This window comes from Bacillus rugosus (assembly GCF_023238245.1).
Lineage (GTDB): Bacteria > Bacillota > Bacilli > Bacillales > Bacillaceae > Bacillus > Bacillus rugosus.
Window position 1 is genome coordinate 3,234,063 of the sequence record NZ_CP096590.1, and the last position, 15,433, is coordinate 3,249,495.

Sequence of the window (15,433 nt, forward strand, 5' to 3'; positions counted from 1 at the left end):
TTCACTCCAATCCTTTTAATTGCCGCCTTCTTCTTTTGCGACTCCTTTTTCAAGTGCTTTCCATGACAGGGTTGCACATTTGATACGGGCCGGGAATTTTGAAACGCCTTGAAGGGCTTCAATATCCCCGAGATCTATAGACTCATCATATTCTTTCCCTTGCATCATATCCGAGAAAATCTTAGACATGGAAAGGGCTGTTTCAATATCTTTCCCTTTAATCGCCTGAGTCATCATCGAAGCGGATGCCATTGAAATGGAACAGCCTTCCCCTTCAAATTTCGCATCTTCCACGATGTCTCCGTCAAGCTTCATTGTCAGTCTGATTCGGTCGCCGCATGTCGGATTGTTCATATCCACGACGATGCTGTCATTCAAAACCCCTTTGTTGCGCGGGTTTTTGTAATGATCCATAATCACCTGTCTGTACAATGTATCTAAGTTTGCATTAAAAGACATTTGTAAAATACTCCTTTGTCTTTTGAAGAGCTTCCACAAGCTTATCAATCTCTTCCTCTGTATTATACAGATAAAAGCTTGCTCTTGCAGTAGCAGTTACATCCAGCCATTTCATCAGCGGCTGCGCGCAATGGTGGCCGGCTCTGACAGCGATCCCTTCCGCATCAAGTACGGTTGCCACATCGTGAGGATGAACATCATCGAGATTAAATGTGACAAGTCCGGCACGCTCTTGCGGTCCGTAAACAGTTACGCCGTCAAGCTGGCGGAAGCGTTCAAGTGCATAAGCTGCAAGCTTGTGCTCGTGGCGGGAGATTTCATCAAGACCGATCTCTTCGAGAAAATCAATTGCGGCACCGAGACCGATTGCTCCTGCAATAATCGGCGTACCCGCTTCGAATTTCCACGGAAGCTCTTTCCAAGTTGATTCATAAAGCCCGACAAAGTCGATCATTTCACCGCCGAATTCGGCAGGCTCCATGTTTTCCAGCAGGGCTTTCTTTCCGTACAGCACACCAATACCGGTAGGGCCGCACATTTTATGGGAAGAAAGCGCAAAGAAGTCGCAATCGAGATCCTGCACATCAATTTTCATGTGAGGCGTGCTTTGTGCACCGTCCACCACAATAACAGCCCCATTATCATGGGCAATTTTCGCCATGTCTTTAATCGGGTTGATCGTGCCGAGAACGTTAGATACATGAGACACTGCAACAATTTTTGTGTTGCTTGTGACCGTTTCTCTGACGTCTTCTAAAGAAATCGTTCCGTCTTCCTGCAGCGGAATATATTTTAATGTGGCGCCAGTCGCTTTGACAGCCTGCTGCCACGGAATGATATTCGCATGATGCTCCATGTAGGTGATGACCACTTCATCACCCGGTTTCAGGTTGGCGCGCGCATAGCTTAACGCCACCATATTCAGTGATGTGGTCGTGCCTTTTGTGAAAATAATCTCAGCCATTGACTTCGCGTTAATAAACTTGCGGACTTTTTCACGCGCTCCTTCATAACCGTCTGTCGCTCTGGTTCCAAGTGTATGGACGCCCCGGTGAACATTGGAATTGTATTGGTTATAATACTTATCCAGTGTTTCAATGACAGCACGCGGCTTCTGAGAAGTCGCCGCGCTGTCGAGATAAACGAGATCATGTCCGTTCACTTGCTGGTGAAGGATCGGGAACTGTTCACGAATATCCGTGATATTCATTACTTCACTTTCCTTTCGATAACAGAAACTAATTGTTTCTTAACGCCTTCAATCGGAAGTTCGTTTACTACCGGTGCAAGGAATCCGTAGATGACTAAGCGTTCTGCTTCTTCTTTCGCAATTCCGCGGCTCATCAGGTAGTAAAGCTGAATAGGGTCCACACGGCCGACAGATGCCGCATGTCCTGCAGTTACATCGTCTTCGTCAATTAAAAGAATAGGGTTTGCGTCGCCGCGTGCTTTTTCACTGAGCATCAGCACACGTGATTCTTGCTCCGCATTCGCTTTAGAAGCGCCATGTTCGATTTTGCCGATTCCATTAAAGATAGAAGAAGCGGAATCCTTCATCACACCGTGCTTCAAGATATAACCTTCTGAAGCTTTACCGAAATGGATGATTTGTGTTGTAAAGTTCTCTGTTTGCTCTCCTCTTCCGACAACAACCGTTTTCGTATCGCCGTATGTGCCGTCACCGTAAAGGTTTGTTGTGTTTTCGGAAATCGTGTCGCCGTCGTTCATCAGGCCCAGAGCCCACTCAATTTTGCTGTCGCGTCCGCGAGCAGCACCGCGGCGGTTAACATATGTTGTCACACCGCTAGACAGATTATCCACCGCACCGTATGTCACGCTGGCATTATCACCTGTGATGACCTCACTGATAATATTGAAGACAGCGTCTTTCGGGTTTACAGTACTGATGTAGTTTTCAACATACGTTACAGAACTGTGGTCTTCAGCCACAATCAGCACGTGGTTGAAGAGAGCCGTATCATTGCTTTCGTGGACATAAACAGCCTGAACCGGCGTCTCCACCTGAACATTTTTCGGAACATAAAGGAATGCTCCTCCGTTAACAAGAGCTGCGTGAAGAGCAGTTAATTTATGCTCATCAACCTTCACGCCGTCCTTCATAAAGTATTTCTCCACCAAGTCGCTGTGCTCGCGTGCAGCAGTCAGAATATCAGTGAAGATGACGCCTTTATCTTTCAATTCTTGAGAAAGAGATAGGTATGCCGGCGTCTGGTCACGCTGTACATATAATGTTTTATCTTCGTTTTCAACATCGATCAGCGCTTTTACTTCATCAGTTAAATCTTCTAATGAAGAAAGCGGTTCAGTATCTACTGTATGCTTCGCGAAACTCGTGAAGTTCCAGTTTGTGATTTTTGTTTTGTCAGGCTTCGGCATCGGCAGATCCTCAGCTTGTTCAAGAGCCTGTAAGCGCAGGTCTTTCAGCCAGGCAGGTTCTTGATGCTTCTCGGAAAAGCTTTTGAGATACTCCTGATCTACGGATAGTTTTGTACCTAGTGTCATGTTAATCCCCCTAACGCTTACGCTTCTTGGTCTACAGTTTCGTCTTCAATGCCAAGTTCTTGTTTGATCCAGTCATAACCTTCTGCTTCAAGACGCTGTGCAAGCTCTGCACCGCCGGATTTTACAACGCGGCCTTGCATCATAACGTGAACAACATCTGGAGTGATGTAGTTTAACAGGCGCTGATAGTGAGTGATCATCAGGCAGCCGAAGTTTTCGCTGCGCATTTTGTTGATCCCTTTAGATACAACTTTCAGTGCATCAATATCAAGACCTGAGTCGATTTCATCAAGGATGGCGATTTTCGGTTCAATCATCATTAATTGAAGGATTTCGTTGCGTTTTTTCTCCCCGCCTGAGAAGCCTTCGTTAAGGTAGCGCTGAGCCATTTCAGGGTCCATTTCAAGGAACTCCATGTTTTCGTCCATTTTGCGGATGAATTTCATAAGAGAAATTTCATCGCCTTCTTCCCTGCGCGCGTTGATTGCTGAACGAAGGAAGTCGGCGTTTGTCACACCGCTGATTTCACTTGGGTACTGCATCGCAAGGAATAAACCTGCCTGCGCACGCTCGTCCACTTCCATCTCCAGTACATCTTTGCCGTCAAGCGTGATGCTGCCTTTTGTTACTTCATATTTAGGATGCCCCATAATAGCAGCTGATAAAGTGGATTTACCAGTTCCGTTCGGTCCCATTACAGCGTGGAACTCTCCGCCTTTTATTTCAAGGTTTACACCCTTTAAGATCTCTTTCCCTTCGATTTCAACGTGAAGATCTTTGATCGTTAATGTTGAAGCAGCCATATCTATACCTCCAAAAATATATAATCATTATTCTCATTTTATTCTCATTCTAATTTTATAACAAATGAAAAGTAAATACAACTTTTTATCATGCCTTGCACATTCCTCAAGTTTAACAAAGATCAGCACTTTATTAAAGCGATTGAAAAAGAAAAAGAGTGGATTCCCACCCTTTTTTAAAAGATTGATTTTCTCAATAAGCTCCCGCAGAAATCCGCTTGCTCTTTTCATAATCAAGCTCTCTCTGCCGCTCTACTTTCATTCTTGTTTCCAGCCGGCGTCCGTACTCCTCGTATCCAATTCCGTGAGACAGCTGCATCGCTTTTTCCATTTCAGACGTATAATCGAGGTTCAGTCTATCCTGGCTGTTGCAAATAATGAATCAATCCCTTCATATATTTGCTTCTATTGTATCAGCCTTGCGATGGATGCTGCAAAAAGGATATGGCTTGAAATAACGGCAGATGAGACGAAAGCATCCTTTTAGATCAAATGAGAATTGTTTTTCGGAATATTCCTTCTCTTAATGCGTGGTGTTTCCAAATTCCTCGATGCACTGCTGGACAACTGTCACGCCTTGGCTGAGAGCCGCGCCGCCTCCAAATGCCGCTGCCACACTGACTGCTTCGAGAATGTTTTCTTCTGTCGCTCCCTCATCAAGACAGCCTTTTGTGTGATAGATCATGCAATATTCATCCTGTGCATTGATGGCGATTCCGAGGGCGATCAGCTGTTTTTCTCTTTCAGTCAGAGAATTGCCGGCAAAGCATTGTTCAGTAAACTCGTTAAACTTTCTTCCCATCAGCGGCATCTTTTGTTCAAATGTGCCTAAACCTAATTTATACTGTTTTAGCGCGTCCTGCATGCTTCCTCTGTCTTGATTCAAAGAAGATCCCTCCATCTGTTTAACATTCCTTTTTATTATGAACAGCTTTTATGAAAATACCCGAAAAAAACCCCGGATTTCTCATCCGGGGTTTCAGTCTTATTCAGATACAGGAAGCACAGCTCCGTCGTATTTTTTCTCGATGAAGTCTTTGATCTCTTTAGAATGAAGAACTTCCATCAGCGCTTTGATTTTTGCTGAATCTTCTTCGCCTTTTCTTACTGCAATGATGTTAGCGTATGGGTTGTTTTTCGTTGATTCTACTTCAATCGCATCTTTTTTAGGATTTAATTTATTTTGGATCGCATAGTTTACATTGATGAAGACCGCGTCTCCTTCTTTGTTATCATATGCTTTTGCCGTTAATTCAGGCGCTACTTTTTTGAATTCAAGGTTTTTCGGGTTTTTCTTAATGTCCTTCAATGTTGCGTCAACTGTTTCCACTTTAGAATCAAGTGTGATTAATCCTGCGTTTTCAAGCATTGCAAGCATACGGCCTTGTTCAGCGACATTGTTTGTCAGGATAATTGTCGCACCGTTTGGAAGGTCTTTCAGCGATTTGTATTTTTTAGAGTAAATACCGAATGGCTCTAAGTGAACAGCTCCGGCATTCACAAGCTTGTAATCTGTGTTTTCTTTCATTTCTTGCTCAAGGTAAGGAATGTGCTGGAAGTAGTTCGCATCCACTTCTTTATCAGCTAAAGCTTTGTTGTACATCTTGTAATCACTAAGCACTTTCACTTTCAGCGTGTAGCCTTTTTCTTTCAATAATGGTTCAGCTTCTTTTAAAATTTCCGCATGCGGTGTTTTTGTCGCTGCAATCACAATTTCTTTCTTGCCGGATTCAGCGCCGTTATTTGATCCGCAGGCAGCCATAACCCCTGCAAATACAAGCAGTAATGCACCCAAAAATAGCTTTTTCAATGTAAATCCTCCCTTATCGTTTATCTATAATATTTGTTATTAAATCACCGATGATTTGAATAATAAAGACGATGATTAAAATAAATACAGTTGCAACGAAGGTAACATCAGCATTATTAGACTGATATCCTTCTACGTACGCAAGGTTTCCAAGGCCGCCTGAACCGATGGCTCCGGCAATTGCCGTTGAGCCGATCAAAGCAATGGCTGTAACCGTGATGCCAGAAATAAGGGCCGGCATAGACTCCGGAAGCAGCACTTTGAAAATAATCGTAGACGTTTTGGCGCCCATTGATTTAGCGGCTTCAATAACACCTTTGTCAACCTCGCGCAATGCGATTTCAGCAAGGCGCGCGTAAAACGGTGCCGAGCCGATCACCAGCGCCGGCAATGCGGCGTTTGGCCCTAAGATCGTGCCGACTAAGAACTTCGTAAACCCTAAGAGTAAAATAATTAAAATAAGGAACGGAATTGATCTGAATATATTGACAACGGCTGCAATCACAGAGTTGACCGCTTTATTCTGCCAAAGGCTCCCTTTGCTTGTCAGGAAAAGCAGCAAGCCGAGGATCACCCCGATGACAAAAGCAAACAGTAAAGAGATCAGCGTCATATAAAGTGTTTCATATGTCGCATTCCATAACTCAGTTAAATCAACGTTCGGGAAGTATTTTTCAAACATTCGTGATCACCTCTGCTTTCACCTGTTTGTCATTAATGAACCGGATCACGTTTTGCACTTCTTCTTCGGCTCCATCAATATGGATGAACAGTGAACCGTAAGCTCCATCCTTCGTCTGCGAGATTTTCCCTTGCAGAATATTGACGCTGACATTGAAGTTTCTGATCATTTCTGTAATCAGAGGCTGCTCAGCTGAATCACCGACAAATGTGAGCTGAACCATTTTTCCTGATCCTGTTTCATCAAGAAGGTGCTGAAGCGTTTCTTTCGTTTCTTCCGGCTCTGTCACCTGCTGAACAAATCGTTTTGTCATGTCTTCCTTCGGATTTTTGAAGACATCGAGAACTTCGCCTTCTTCCACAACCTTTCCGTTTTCCATAACAGCGACTCTGTTGCAGATTTTGCGGATGACATGCATTTCGTGCGTGATCAGCACAATCGTCAAACCGAGTCTTTCATTAATATCGGACAATAGATCCAAAATTGAATCTGTTGTTTGCGGATCTAATGCTGATGTCGCTTCATCACAAAGGAGAACCTTCGGATTGTTTGCAAGCGCTCTGGCGATTCCAACACGCTGCTTTTGCCCGCCGCTCAGCTGAGACGGATAAGATTTTTCTTTTCCTTCTAATCCGACCAGTTTAATCAGTTCATCGGCGCGCTTGATCCGTTCACTCTTTTTCACCCCGGCAATTTCTAAAGGAAACATGATATTGTCTCTAACGGTGCGCGACCAAAGCAAATTGAAATGCTGGAAAATCATGCTGATTTCATGGCGTGCATTTCTTAAGGCGCGTCCGTTTACTTCATTAATCTTGGTTCCCGCCACTTCCACGGTTCCTGAGGTTGGTTTCTCAAGGCCGTTCAGCAGACGGATTAAGGAACTTTTACCAGCTCCGCTATATCCTATAATTCCAAAAATCTCACCTTTTTTGATGGAAAGCGAGACATTTTGGACAGCATTGACATCTCCGTGTTTCGACTTATAAACTTTTGAAACATCTTGAAGATTGATCAAAGCAATCACCTGCCTTAACACTATTCTAAGAAATCTTCCGGGTTTTTTCTGCAAAAGAAAAGCCTTTCTGCACACTTGAGCAGAAAGGCTTATATAAAATGGCCTTTCTCTCATCTTTCAAAGCTGAACGCTTCGTGTGAATTGGCACCATTTCAACAGCGTTGATGGTTGCCGGGCTTCATAGGGCACTTCCCTCCACCTCTCTTGATAAGAGAAATATATAGTCTTTTTCGTCCGGAAATTCTTAATGTAGAATAGCATGGCGAATGATTAAATGTCAATAAAATAAATGATGTCAACTTTTACTATTATAATAATTTCCTATTTTTTAATTCTTTAAAATTCTCTGAAAAAACCCATTCGTCAGCCAGAGTATAGCTTCTAGTTTTAACAGGGCTCTGAATGACCCCTTCACTTTCAGGCTTCCGCTCTGAATCAGGTGCTGAAGGGAAATATCTCCGTGCAATAAATGAATGATTTCTGTTTGGTTTCCGTAAAAGGTCAGGTTGGACGTTTGGGGCGGAGAAATTTTCTTCATTTCTCCCTGTTCGTTTATTGAGACGGTTAAGGCTTCTGTTTCTCCTTGGAAGGTAATGAGCAATGTTGAAGCGTTCAAAAGGGGTTTTAAAAACAGATGCTGATACTCATCTTCTAAAACTTCCGCTTTCTCCATATGTACAACCTCCTATTTGTTGGTCATACATACATTTCTCTTTTTGGCGCAAGAACCCCTTTATAAAACGAACGACAATTTCATTGGAATGTGCCGAGAAATATGTCATAAATGGGATGCGGAAGATGATTTTTGTTTGATCAGCTCATATAAATAAGAAACCGAATGAAACGCATATCCTCTTTCGACCACTTTTCCGCCTTTAAACAGCAGAAAACAAGGGACGCTTTCTATTTGATACGCTTTTGCGAATGTCGGAGAGTAATTGACATTGTTTTTATAGAAGGCGACATCAGGCAGCATTTCTTTCACCACTGTCAGCATTTTGCTTGCAAGCTGGCAGGTGCCGCAAAACGGAGTATATAAGTAAAGGAGATACACATCATCTGCAATGTGCTCAAGTTCATGTTCTTGGAGTTCTTTCATGCTATACACCTCGGGATTTTCTTTCAAGAAAAATAGTATGGACATTCAAATTCGCGCGCAGCAATACAGAGGCGACATGGTGCCTGGGCGCAGCCGCCACTTCCTTATAGGCTCTGTCGATATGTAGATGGCAGGCTTCGTTAAATTCTCTTTTCAGCTGTTTTCTTAATTTCTCACCTGATTCATCAGCATCAACTAATATATAGACGTCTTTATCGTAAAGCTCGTCAGCCAATTCCTCAAGCTTCAGCTGGCTGATTGTTCCGTTTGTGCAGATAATGCGCACTGGTTCATTCAGGACGCTTTCGATTTTCTCTTTATCTGTTTTCCCTTCAACAATCATAACCTTTTCCAGCTCATCCATCTTCATCTTCTTCACCTGCCGCGTCATATTTGAAACGTTCAGATTGTAAAAGAAGGCAGTGAAATTCACCGCCAACATTAACACCAGCCGTTTTCGTAGTCACAATCCACATATTTTTCGTCGTTTCCTGAGACCACATCAGCTGTCTTATAAAATTTCTCATTTTCAAAGGAATAACCGGACTTAAGCTCATATTCATTCATGCTTGTCATTTGGCCAATCATCTCATTTTCATGATATAACGAGAGCCGGCCATTTTGAAAGCGGCCTGTCACATCATTGGTGACATCGAGCTTATGTTTGCTGAAAGCCATATTGGACACCTCCCATAACGTTAGCGTGTCCAATTGCCTTTACAGCTATCCTGTTTTAGTCTTCTTGTGTCATCTCTTCATATTGCTCTGCTGTCATCAGTTTTTCAATTTCAGAAGCGTCAGACGGCTTAACGACGATCATCCATGCTTTTTCGTACGGAGATTCGTTAACGAATTCCGGACTGTCATCAAGATCTTCGTTTACTTCCACAACAGTTCCGTTAATCGGTGCATAAAGCTCAGATACCGTTTTAACGGATTCAACGCTGCCGAACGGCTCGTCCGCTTTGATTTCAGCGCCGACTTCAGGAAGCTCGACAAACACGATGTCGCCTAGCTCGGACTGGGCAAAATGCGTAATTCCGATTCTGGCTTTTTCTCCTTCAACTTTTACCCACTCGTGTTCTCCTGAGTAACGCAAATCTTTAGGTATGCTCAATTGAATCCCTCCATTTTTTACAGCACTACAATAAGAAGATACCACACTTTTCAAAAAAAATTTACATTAAGCCCAGTTTTCTTCAAATTGGTCTTCTTTAAAACCGACTGTCACTTTTTCGCCGTCTGTTGTAAGCGGCCGTTTGATCAGCATTCCGTCTGAAGCCAGCAGTTCAAGCTGTTCGTCCTCCGACATGTGATACAGCTTTTCCTTGAGATTCAGCTCGCGGTATTTCATGCCGCTCGTGTTGAAAAATTTCTTGAGATCCAGCCCGCTTTTTTCATAAATCGCTTTTAGTTCTTCTTTGCTTGGTGGCTGCTCTGCAATATGTATTTCGTTTATTTCTTTCCCATGCTCTTCAAGCCATTTCTTTGCTTTGCGGCACGTTCCGCATTTAGGGTACCAGTAAAAAGTTAACGACATCTTCTTCCCCCTCAATAAAATAATCGAGGTTATTTTAACACAGTTTGTTTTAAAAACCTAAAACAGTGCTTCTTAAAAAAGCTCCGCGCATGCGGAGCTCTTGGCCAATCAGACAATATATTTTTCAGCCTCGAAAACGCCCGCTGCTGCTTCGCGTTTTTTCTGAATGACGTTTTTAGGAGTTACGCGCGTCAGCTTGCGCAAAGCGGAAAGCATCATGCGGAGTGAATCTCCTTCTTCCATTGCGATAAGAGATTCCTTCGCGTGCGCTTCAATTTCGTTAAAGGCTTCCTGAACGAAAATTTCAGTATACAGCACCTTTTGCACCGCTTTTTCTGCGCCTTGTGCGGCAATGGCTTTTTCCGTTCTGAGCACGGCTGACTCCATTGCGTACACATTGCTGACAATATCCGCGACGTTGACGAGAATTTCCTGTTCGCGATCGATGGCTTTTCCGTATTTTTGTGCAGCGAGACCGGCAGCGAACAGCGCGATTTTTTTGGCTTGCTTAACGATATATTTCTCCTGCTCTAAAACGCCGCTGCCAGGCTCTTCAGGCATAATCATCATGAGTTCTTCCTGCAGCGACTGCGCTTTCTCAAATAGAGGCAGTTCGCCTTTGAACGCTTTTTTCAGGAAAGTGCTTGGCACGATTAACCGGTTGATTTCGTTTGTGCCTTCAAAAATTCGATTGATCCTCGAATCCCTGTAGGCTCTTTCTACTTCGTACTCCTGCATAAAACCGTAGCCTCCATGAATCTGCACGCCTTCATCTACGATATAATCAAGTGTTTCAGAGCCAAATACTTTATTAAGAGAGCATTCGATTGCATATTCGGCAATTGATTTGGCAATTTGCCGGCCGTCCTTGAGATCTTCGGCCGTAAACTGACTCATATTGTCTTCGAACAGCCCCACGGTTCTGTAGACAGAGCTTTCCATTGCGTACAGCCTTGAAGCCATTGTCGCCATTTTTTCCTGTGTCAATGAAAAGCTCGCAATTGGCGTTTTAAATTGGCGCCTCTGATTTGCGTATGCTGCAGACAGCTCGATTACCCGCTTAGATGCACCGATTGTGCCAACCGCCAGCTTGTAGCGGCCGATGTTTAAAATATTAAAGGCGATGAGATGCCCTTTGCCGATTTCTCCAAGCAGATTTTCTTTTGGCACTTCAGCCTGATCTAAAATGAGCGTTCTTGTCGATGATCCTTTGATCCCCATTTTCTTTTCTTCCGGGCCCGTGGATACTCCCGGGAAATCTTTTTCTACAATAAAGGCCGAGAACTTTTCGCCGTCCACCTTAGCGTAAACGACAAATACATCAGCAAAGGCAGAGTTAGTAATCCACTGTTTTTCCCCGGTTAACACGTAATGGGTTCCCGCTTCATTCAGTACGGCTGTCGTTTTTGCTCCAAGCGCATCAGATCCAGAGCCCGGCTCAGTCAGTGCATAAGCCGCGATCTTTTCGCCCGAAGCGAGCCCAGGCAAATATGTTTTCTTTTGTTCTTCTGTTCCGAAAAAGACAATCGGCAAGGATCCGATGCCGACATGCGCGCCATAAGAAAGCGAAAAGCTTCCCGCACGCGAAAATTTTTCAGTGATGAGTGCCGAGCTGATTTTATCAAGACCGAGCCCTCCGTATTCCTCAGGCACATCAGCGCCAAGCAGCCCAAGTTCGCCCGCTTTCTTCAACAGCCTGACGGAATGCTCGAATTGATGGTTTTCGATGTCATCTATATGAGGGAGAACATCTTGCTCGATGTAGTCCTCTGTTGTTTTCGCAATCATTTTATGCTCATCAGTGAAATCTTCCGGTGTATACATTTGATCGTATGTGACATCCTCGATTAAGAAACCGCCGCCTTTTTGTACTTCAGCCGCTTTTTTTGCCATTTCTTTTTCCCCCTTTAGCATAATTCAAATACACCGGCCGCTCCCATCCCGCCGCCGATACACATTGTGACGACTCCAAATTGCTCGTTTCTCCGTTTCATTTCATGAATCAATGAGAGTGTAAGCTTTGTACCCGTACAGCCAAGCGGGTGTCCGAGTGCGATTGCGCCCCCGTTGACATTCACTTTTTCTTCATCTATTCCCAGCTCCCGGATGACTTGAATGGCCTGTGATGCAAAAGCTTCGTTCAGTTCAAACAAGCCGATGTCCTGCAGTTGAAGCCCCGCAAGCTTCAAGGCGTGCGGAATGGCTTCTACCGGACCGATTCCCATCACTTCCGGCGGCACGCCGCCTACTGCAAAGGAACGAAATTTCACAAGCGGCGCCAAGCCCAGTGCATCAGCTTTTTCCCGGTCCATCAGCATAACTGCCGCCGCTCCGTCACTCGTTTGCGAGGAATTGCCCGCAGTAACCGTTCCGTCAACGGAAAAAGCCGGGCGTAAAGTTGCTAAGATGTCTGTCGTCGTTTGCGGGCGAACTCCTTCATCCTGAGAAAACATAAACTGTTTTTCCTGAGGCTTATGGTTTTCTCCGATGTCTGTCACCGTCACTTCGACTGGAACAATCTCATCTTTAAACTTCCCCTCTGCAAGGGCTTTTGCCGCGTTCTGATGGCTGCGAACAGCAAACGCATCCTGATCCTCGCGGGAGACGCCGTACTTTTTCGCGACCTGCTCGGCTGTGTGTCCCATGCTCATGTAATATTCCGGCGCCTTTTCTGCCAATGCGAGGTTCGGACGGGTCACATGCCCCATCATCGGAACCTGCGACATGGATTCTGCTCCGCCGGCGATCGCTGTATCGTAAGCGCCTAGCATAATTTTTTCCGCCGCATATGCGATGGACTGAAGACCTGAAGAGCAGTAGCGATTGACTGTAATTGCCGGTACCGTGTACGGCAGTCCCGCAAGTGCGCCAATATTTCTCGCCATATTTAGCCCCTGTTCCGCTTCAGGGGTTGCACAGCCGATAATCAAATCGTCAATATTGCCTTCGTAGCCGCCTGCCCGTTTCAGTGTTTCTTTCACGCAAATCGCTCCCAAATCATCCGGGCGAACGGTGGCCAACGATCCTTTTTTTGCTTTCCCAACCGGTGTTCTTGCACCTGACACTATGACTGCCTCTTTCATAAGCTCCCTCCTAATTCCGTAAAGGTTTACCTTTCACAAGCATATGCTGCATTCTCGCTTGAGATTTTGCCTCTCCTGCCAAACTCAAAAACGCTTCTCTCTCGATCTCCAATAAATACTCTTCATCAACCTCTGTACCGAATGGCACTTTTCCGCCGGCAATGACGTAAGCAAGTTTTTTCGCGATCTTGAAATCATGCTCAGATACATAGCCGGACAGCCTCATTTGCTCGGCGCCAAGCAAGAGTGCGGCATAACCGGTTTCTCCCGCCACCTTGACCTTTTCTTTTATAGGCGGCCGCCAACCGGTATCGTATAACGATGCGGCCAGCTGCTTTGCATCGTACAGCAGGTGGTCCTGATTCACGCTGATGTGATCCGTTTCTTTTAAAATGTTCATCTCTCGAGCCTCTTGGGCGGAAGCGGATACTTTTGCCATCGCAATCGTTTCAAATGTTTTCATTGCCGCATTCATTGGATCAAGACCGCGGCGAAGATGGTTAATGTACAGCTCTTTGTTTCCTCCTCCGCCTGGGATGAGGCCGACGCCTGATTCCACAAGCCCCATATAAGCTTCGCTTGCTGCTTGAATACGCGCCGCCGGAAGACACACCTCTGTTCCTCCGCCGAGCGTCATACCAAATGGGGCAGCGACAACTGGTTTCGCACTGTATTTGATCTTCATCATCGTCTCTTGGAAACGACGTATCACGAAATCAACTTCCAAAAAGTTGTCATCCTGGACTTCCATTAGGATCATGCCAAGATTCGCACCGACGCAGAAATTTTTCCCTTCATTCCCGATGACAAGGCCTTTGTAGTTCCGCTCTGTTTCCTCTAACGCTTTGTTGATCATTTGAATGATATCGAGGCCGATCGCATTGCTCTTCGAATGAAATTCAAGAAGGGCCACATCATCACCAATGTCGATCAAGCTAGCTCCGCTGTTTTTCGCAATCACGCCGTTTGTTTCCTTGATCGCTTGTAAATGTATCCGTTTTTTGTTTTCTTTTACGGCTCTGTATTCGCCGCGGTCATAATAAAATACCGTTCCGTTCTCTCTGATGTAGAAGGTTTCATTTCCTTTGTCCAGCATGTCTTTGATCCAGCCAGGAATATCTGCTCCAAGCTGTTCAAACTTTTCCGCCGACTGCCTGAGGCCGATGGCATCCCACATTTCAAACGGGCCCAGCTCCCAGCCGAATCCCCACTTCATGGCTTGGTCAATCGCATGAATATCATCGGCAATTTCACCAAGCAGTTCGGCTGAGTAAAGAAGGGTTTGAGATGTGATATTCCACAGCAGCTTGCCGGCTCTGTCCTCCGAATAAATAAGCGCTTTCATTTTCGCTTTTGTCCCTTTTGCCTGTTTTGCCGCTTCAAGTGCCGGTGATTTCATTTTTGTCCGCTCGCCATAAGTAAGCGTTACTGGGTCAAGCTCATAAATCGTTTTTCCTTCTTTTTTATAAAAGCCTTGGCCTGCCTTGCTTCCGATCCACCCTTTTTCCAGCATATCGTTCATAAAAACCGGCAGGCGGAATACTTCTTTTTCGTCTCCATCCGCTTTGTCATACACATTTCGGGCGACGTGGGCAAATGTATCGAGCCCGACAACATCAAGCGTTCTAAAGGTCGCGCTTTTCGGTCTGCCGATCAGCGGGCCTGTGATTGAATCAACTTCCCCAACCTGATAGCCGCCTTTCAGCATTTCCTGGACTGTGACGAGAAGCCCGTATGTTCCGATGCGGTTTGCGATAAAGTTCGGTGTATCCTTTGCTGTAACAACGCCTTTACCGAGGACATTTTCACCGAAGGCTGTCATAAACTTTAAAATATCAGGGTCCGTTTCCTTAATCGGAATGATCTCCAGCAGCTTTAAATAGCGGGCGGGATTGAAAAAGTGCGTTCCAAGAAAATGGGCCTTAAAATCATCCGACCGGCCTTCAGCCATTTCCTGCACTGATATGCCGGAGGTGTTGCTTGAGACAATGCTTCCAGGCTTCCGGTGTTCATCCACAAGTGCGAAAATTTGCTTTTTAACATCTAGATTTTCGACAACGACCTCAATAATCCAATCTGCTTCTTTCAGCTTTGCTGCATCATCCTCCAGATTGCCTGGTGTGATATAGGAGGTGTTTTTCACCGATGTGAGGGGAGCGGGCTTTTGTTTCAGCAGTTTTTTCACCGCCTGCCTGCTCAGCCTGCTGCGCACCTCCGGACTGTCCTTCGTCAGTCCCCTTTTTTCCTCTACCTTTGTCAAATCGTTCGGCACAATATCAAGCAGCAGGACAGGAATTCCGATGTTAGCCAAATGCGCCGCAATCCCGGAACCCATTACCCCCGATCCTAAAACGGCTGCCTTCCGAATGTGTTTGTGCATGAGATATCCCCCTTGAACATTGAATGAATAGTCATT

18 protein-coding genes and 1 riboswitch are annotated in these 15,433 nt (G+C 45.1%); all 18 genes read right to left on the minus strand.

The window, feature by feature from the left end:
• Positions 1-15: 15 nt before the first annotated feature.
• The 18 genes from sufU to M0696_RS16540 all read right to left on the minus strand — a co-directional run bounded on the left by sufU (position 16) and on the right by M0696_RS16540 (position 15,397).
• Positions 16-459, minus strand: coding sequence for a Fe-S cluster assembly sulfur transfer protein SufU (sufU, locus tag M0696_RS16455; RefSeq protein WP_248602174.1), 444 nt, complete (start codon positions 457-459; stop codon positions 16-18).
• Positions 449-1,669, minus strand: a complete 1,221-nt coding sequence (gene sufS / locus M0696_RS16460; protein ID WP_248602175.1) for a cysteine desulfurase SufS — start codon at positions 1,667-1,669, stop codon at positions 449-451. Before sufS ends, sufU begins: the two co-directional genes overlap by 11 nt.
• Positions 1,669-2,982 (minus strand): Fe-S cluster assembly protein SufD, encoded by a 1,314-nt coding sequence (gene sufD / locus M0696_RS16465; RefSeq protein ID WP_166848654.1) that lies wholly within the window; start codon positions 2,980-2,982, stop codon positions 1,669-1,671. The genes sufS and sufD overlap by 1 nt, the downstream gene beginning before the upstream one ends.
• A 17-nt stretch (positions 2,983-2,999) precedes the next feature.
• Positions 3,000-3,785 carry a Fe-S cluster assembly ATPase SufC gene (sufC, locus tag M0696_RS16470; RefSeq protein WP_003222801.1) on the minus strand — a complete coding sequence of 262 codons (786 nt, stop codon included), beginning with the start codon at positions 3,783-3,785 and terminating at the stop codon, positions 3,000-3,002.
• A gap of 193 nt (positions 3,786-3,978) precedes the next feature.
• Positions 3,979-4,116: a YuzK family famiily protein gene (locus M0696_RS16475; protein ID WP_003228600.1), complete on the minus strand. Its 138-nt coding sequence runs from the start codon at positions 4,114-4,116 to the stop codon at positions 3,979-3,981.
• A 192-nt stretch (positions 4,117-4,308) separates the two neighbouring features.
• A complete protein-coding gene (locus tag M0696_RS16480) occupies positions 4,309-4,686 on the minus strand; it encodes a carboxymuconolactone decarboxylase family protein (RefSeq protein ID WP_166848651.1) in 378 nt (125 codons plus the stop codon).
• Between the two features lie 84 nt (positions 4,687-4,770).
• Complete coding sequence (metQ, locus tag M0696_RS16485) at positions 4,771-5,595, minus strand: methionine ABC transporter substrate-binding lipoprotein MetQ (RefSeq protein ID WP_166848649.1); 825 nt, start codon at positions 5,593-5,595, stop codon at positions 4,771-4,773.
• 13 nt (positions 5,596-5,608) lie between these two features.
• Positions 5,609-6,277: a methionine ABC transporter permease MetP gene (gene metP, locus M0696_RS16490; RefSeq protein ID WP_064816396.1), complete on the minus strand. Its 669-nt coding sequence runs from the start codon at positions 6,275-6,277 to the stop codon at positions 5,609-5,611.
• Positions 6,270-7,295, minus strand: coding sequence for a methionine ABC transporter ATP-binding protein MetN (metN, locus tag M0696_RS16495; RefSeq protein WP_166848646.1), 1,026 nt, complete (start codon positions 7,293-7,295; stop codon positions 6,270-6,272). The genes metP and metN overlap by 8 nt, the downstream gene beginning before the upstream one ends.
• Positions 7,296-7,402: 107 nt before the next feature.
• Positions 7,403-7,509: riboswitch (SAM riboswitch) on the minus strand.
• A gap of 114 nt (positions 7,510-7,623) precedes the next feature.
• Positions 7,624-7,968, minus strand: a complete 345-nt coding sequence (locus tag M0696_RS16500) for an SCP2 sterol-binding domain-containing protein (RefSeq protein WP_166848644.1) — start codon at positions 7,966-7,968, stop codon at positions 7,624-7,626.
• A gap of 105 nt (positions 7,969-8,073) precedes the next feature.
• On the minus strand, positions 8,074-8,394 hold the full coding sequence (locus M0696_RS16505) for a thioredoxin family protein (RefSeq protein WP_003222787.1): 321 nt from the start codon (positions 8,392-8,394) through the stop codon (positions 8,074-8,076).
• A 1-nt stretch (position 8,395) separates the two neighbouring features.
• Complete coding sequence (locus M0696_RS16510; RefSeq protein ID WP_014115086.1) at positions 8,396-8,758, minus strand: toprim domain-containing protein; 363 nt, start codon at positions 8,756-8,758, stop codon at positions 8,396-8,398.
• A 77-nt stretch (positions 8,759-8,835) separates the two neighbouring features.
• A complete protein-coding gene (locus tag M0696_RS16515) occupies positions 8,836-9,072 on the minus strand; it encodes a YusG family protein (protein WP_166848642.1) in 237 nt (78 codons plus the stop codon).
• 55 nt (positions 9,073-9,127) lie between these two features.
• Positions 9,128-9,511, minus strand: a complete 384-nt coding sequence (gene gcvH / locus M0696_RS16520; protein ID WP_166848640.1) for a glycine cleavage system protein GcvH — start codon at positions 9,509-9,511, stop codon at positions 9,128-9,130.
• Positions 9,512-9,577: 66 nt separating this feature from the next.
• Positions 9,578-9,934: an arsenate reductase family protein gene (locus M0696_RS16525; RefSeq protein ID WP_166848637.1), complete on the minus strand. Its 357-nt coding sequence runs from the start codon at positions 9,932-9,934 to the stop codon at positions 9,578-9,580.
• 108 nt (positions 9,935-10,042) lie between these two features.
• The gene (gene fadE / locus M0696_RS16530; RefSeq protein ID WP_248602176.1) at positions 10,043-11,827 is read right to left on the minus strand and encodes an acyl-CoA dehydrogenase FadE; all 1,785 of its coding nucleotides are present in this window, start codon (positions 11,825-11,827) and stop codon (positions 10,043-10,045) included.
• Positions 11,828-11,841: 14 nt separating this feature from the next.
• On the minus strand, positions 11,842-13,017 hold the full coding sequence (locus M0696_RS16535; protein WP_248602177.1) for an acetyl-CoA C-acetyltransferase: 1,176 nt from the start codon (positions 13,015-13,017) through the stop codon (positions 11,842-11,844).
• Between the two features lie 10 nt (positions 13,018-13,027).
• Positions 13,028-15,397, minus strand: a complete 2,370-nt coding sequence (locus tag M0696_RS16540; RefSeq protein ID WP_248602178.1) for a 3-hydroxyacyl-CoA dehydrogenase/enoyl-CoA hydratase family protein — start codon at positions 15,395-15,397, stop codon at positions 13,028-13,030.
• Positions 15,398-15,433: the final 36 nt, after the last annotated feature.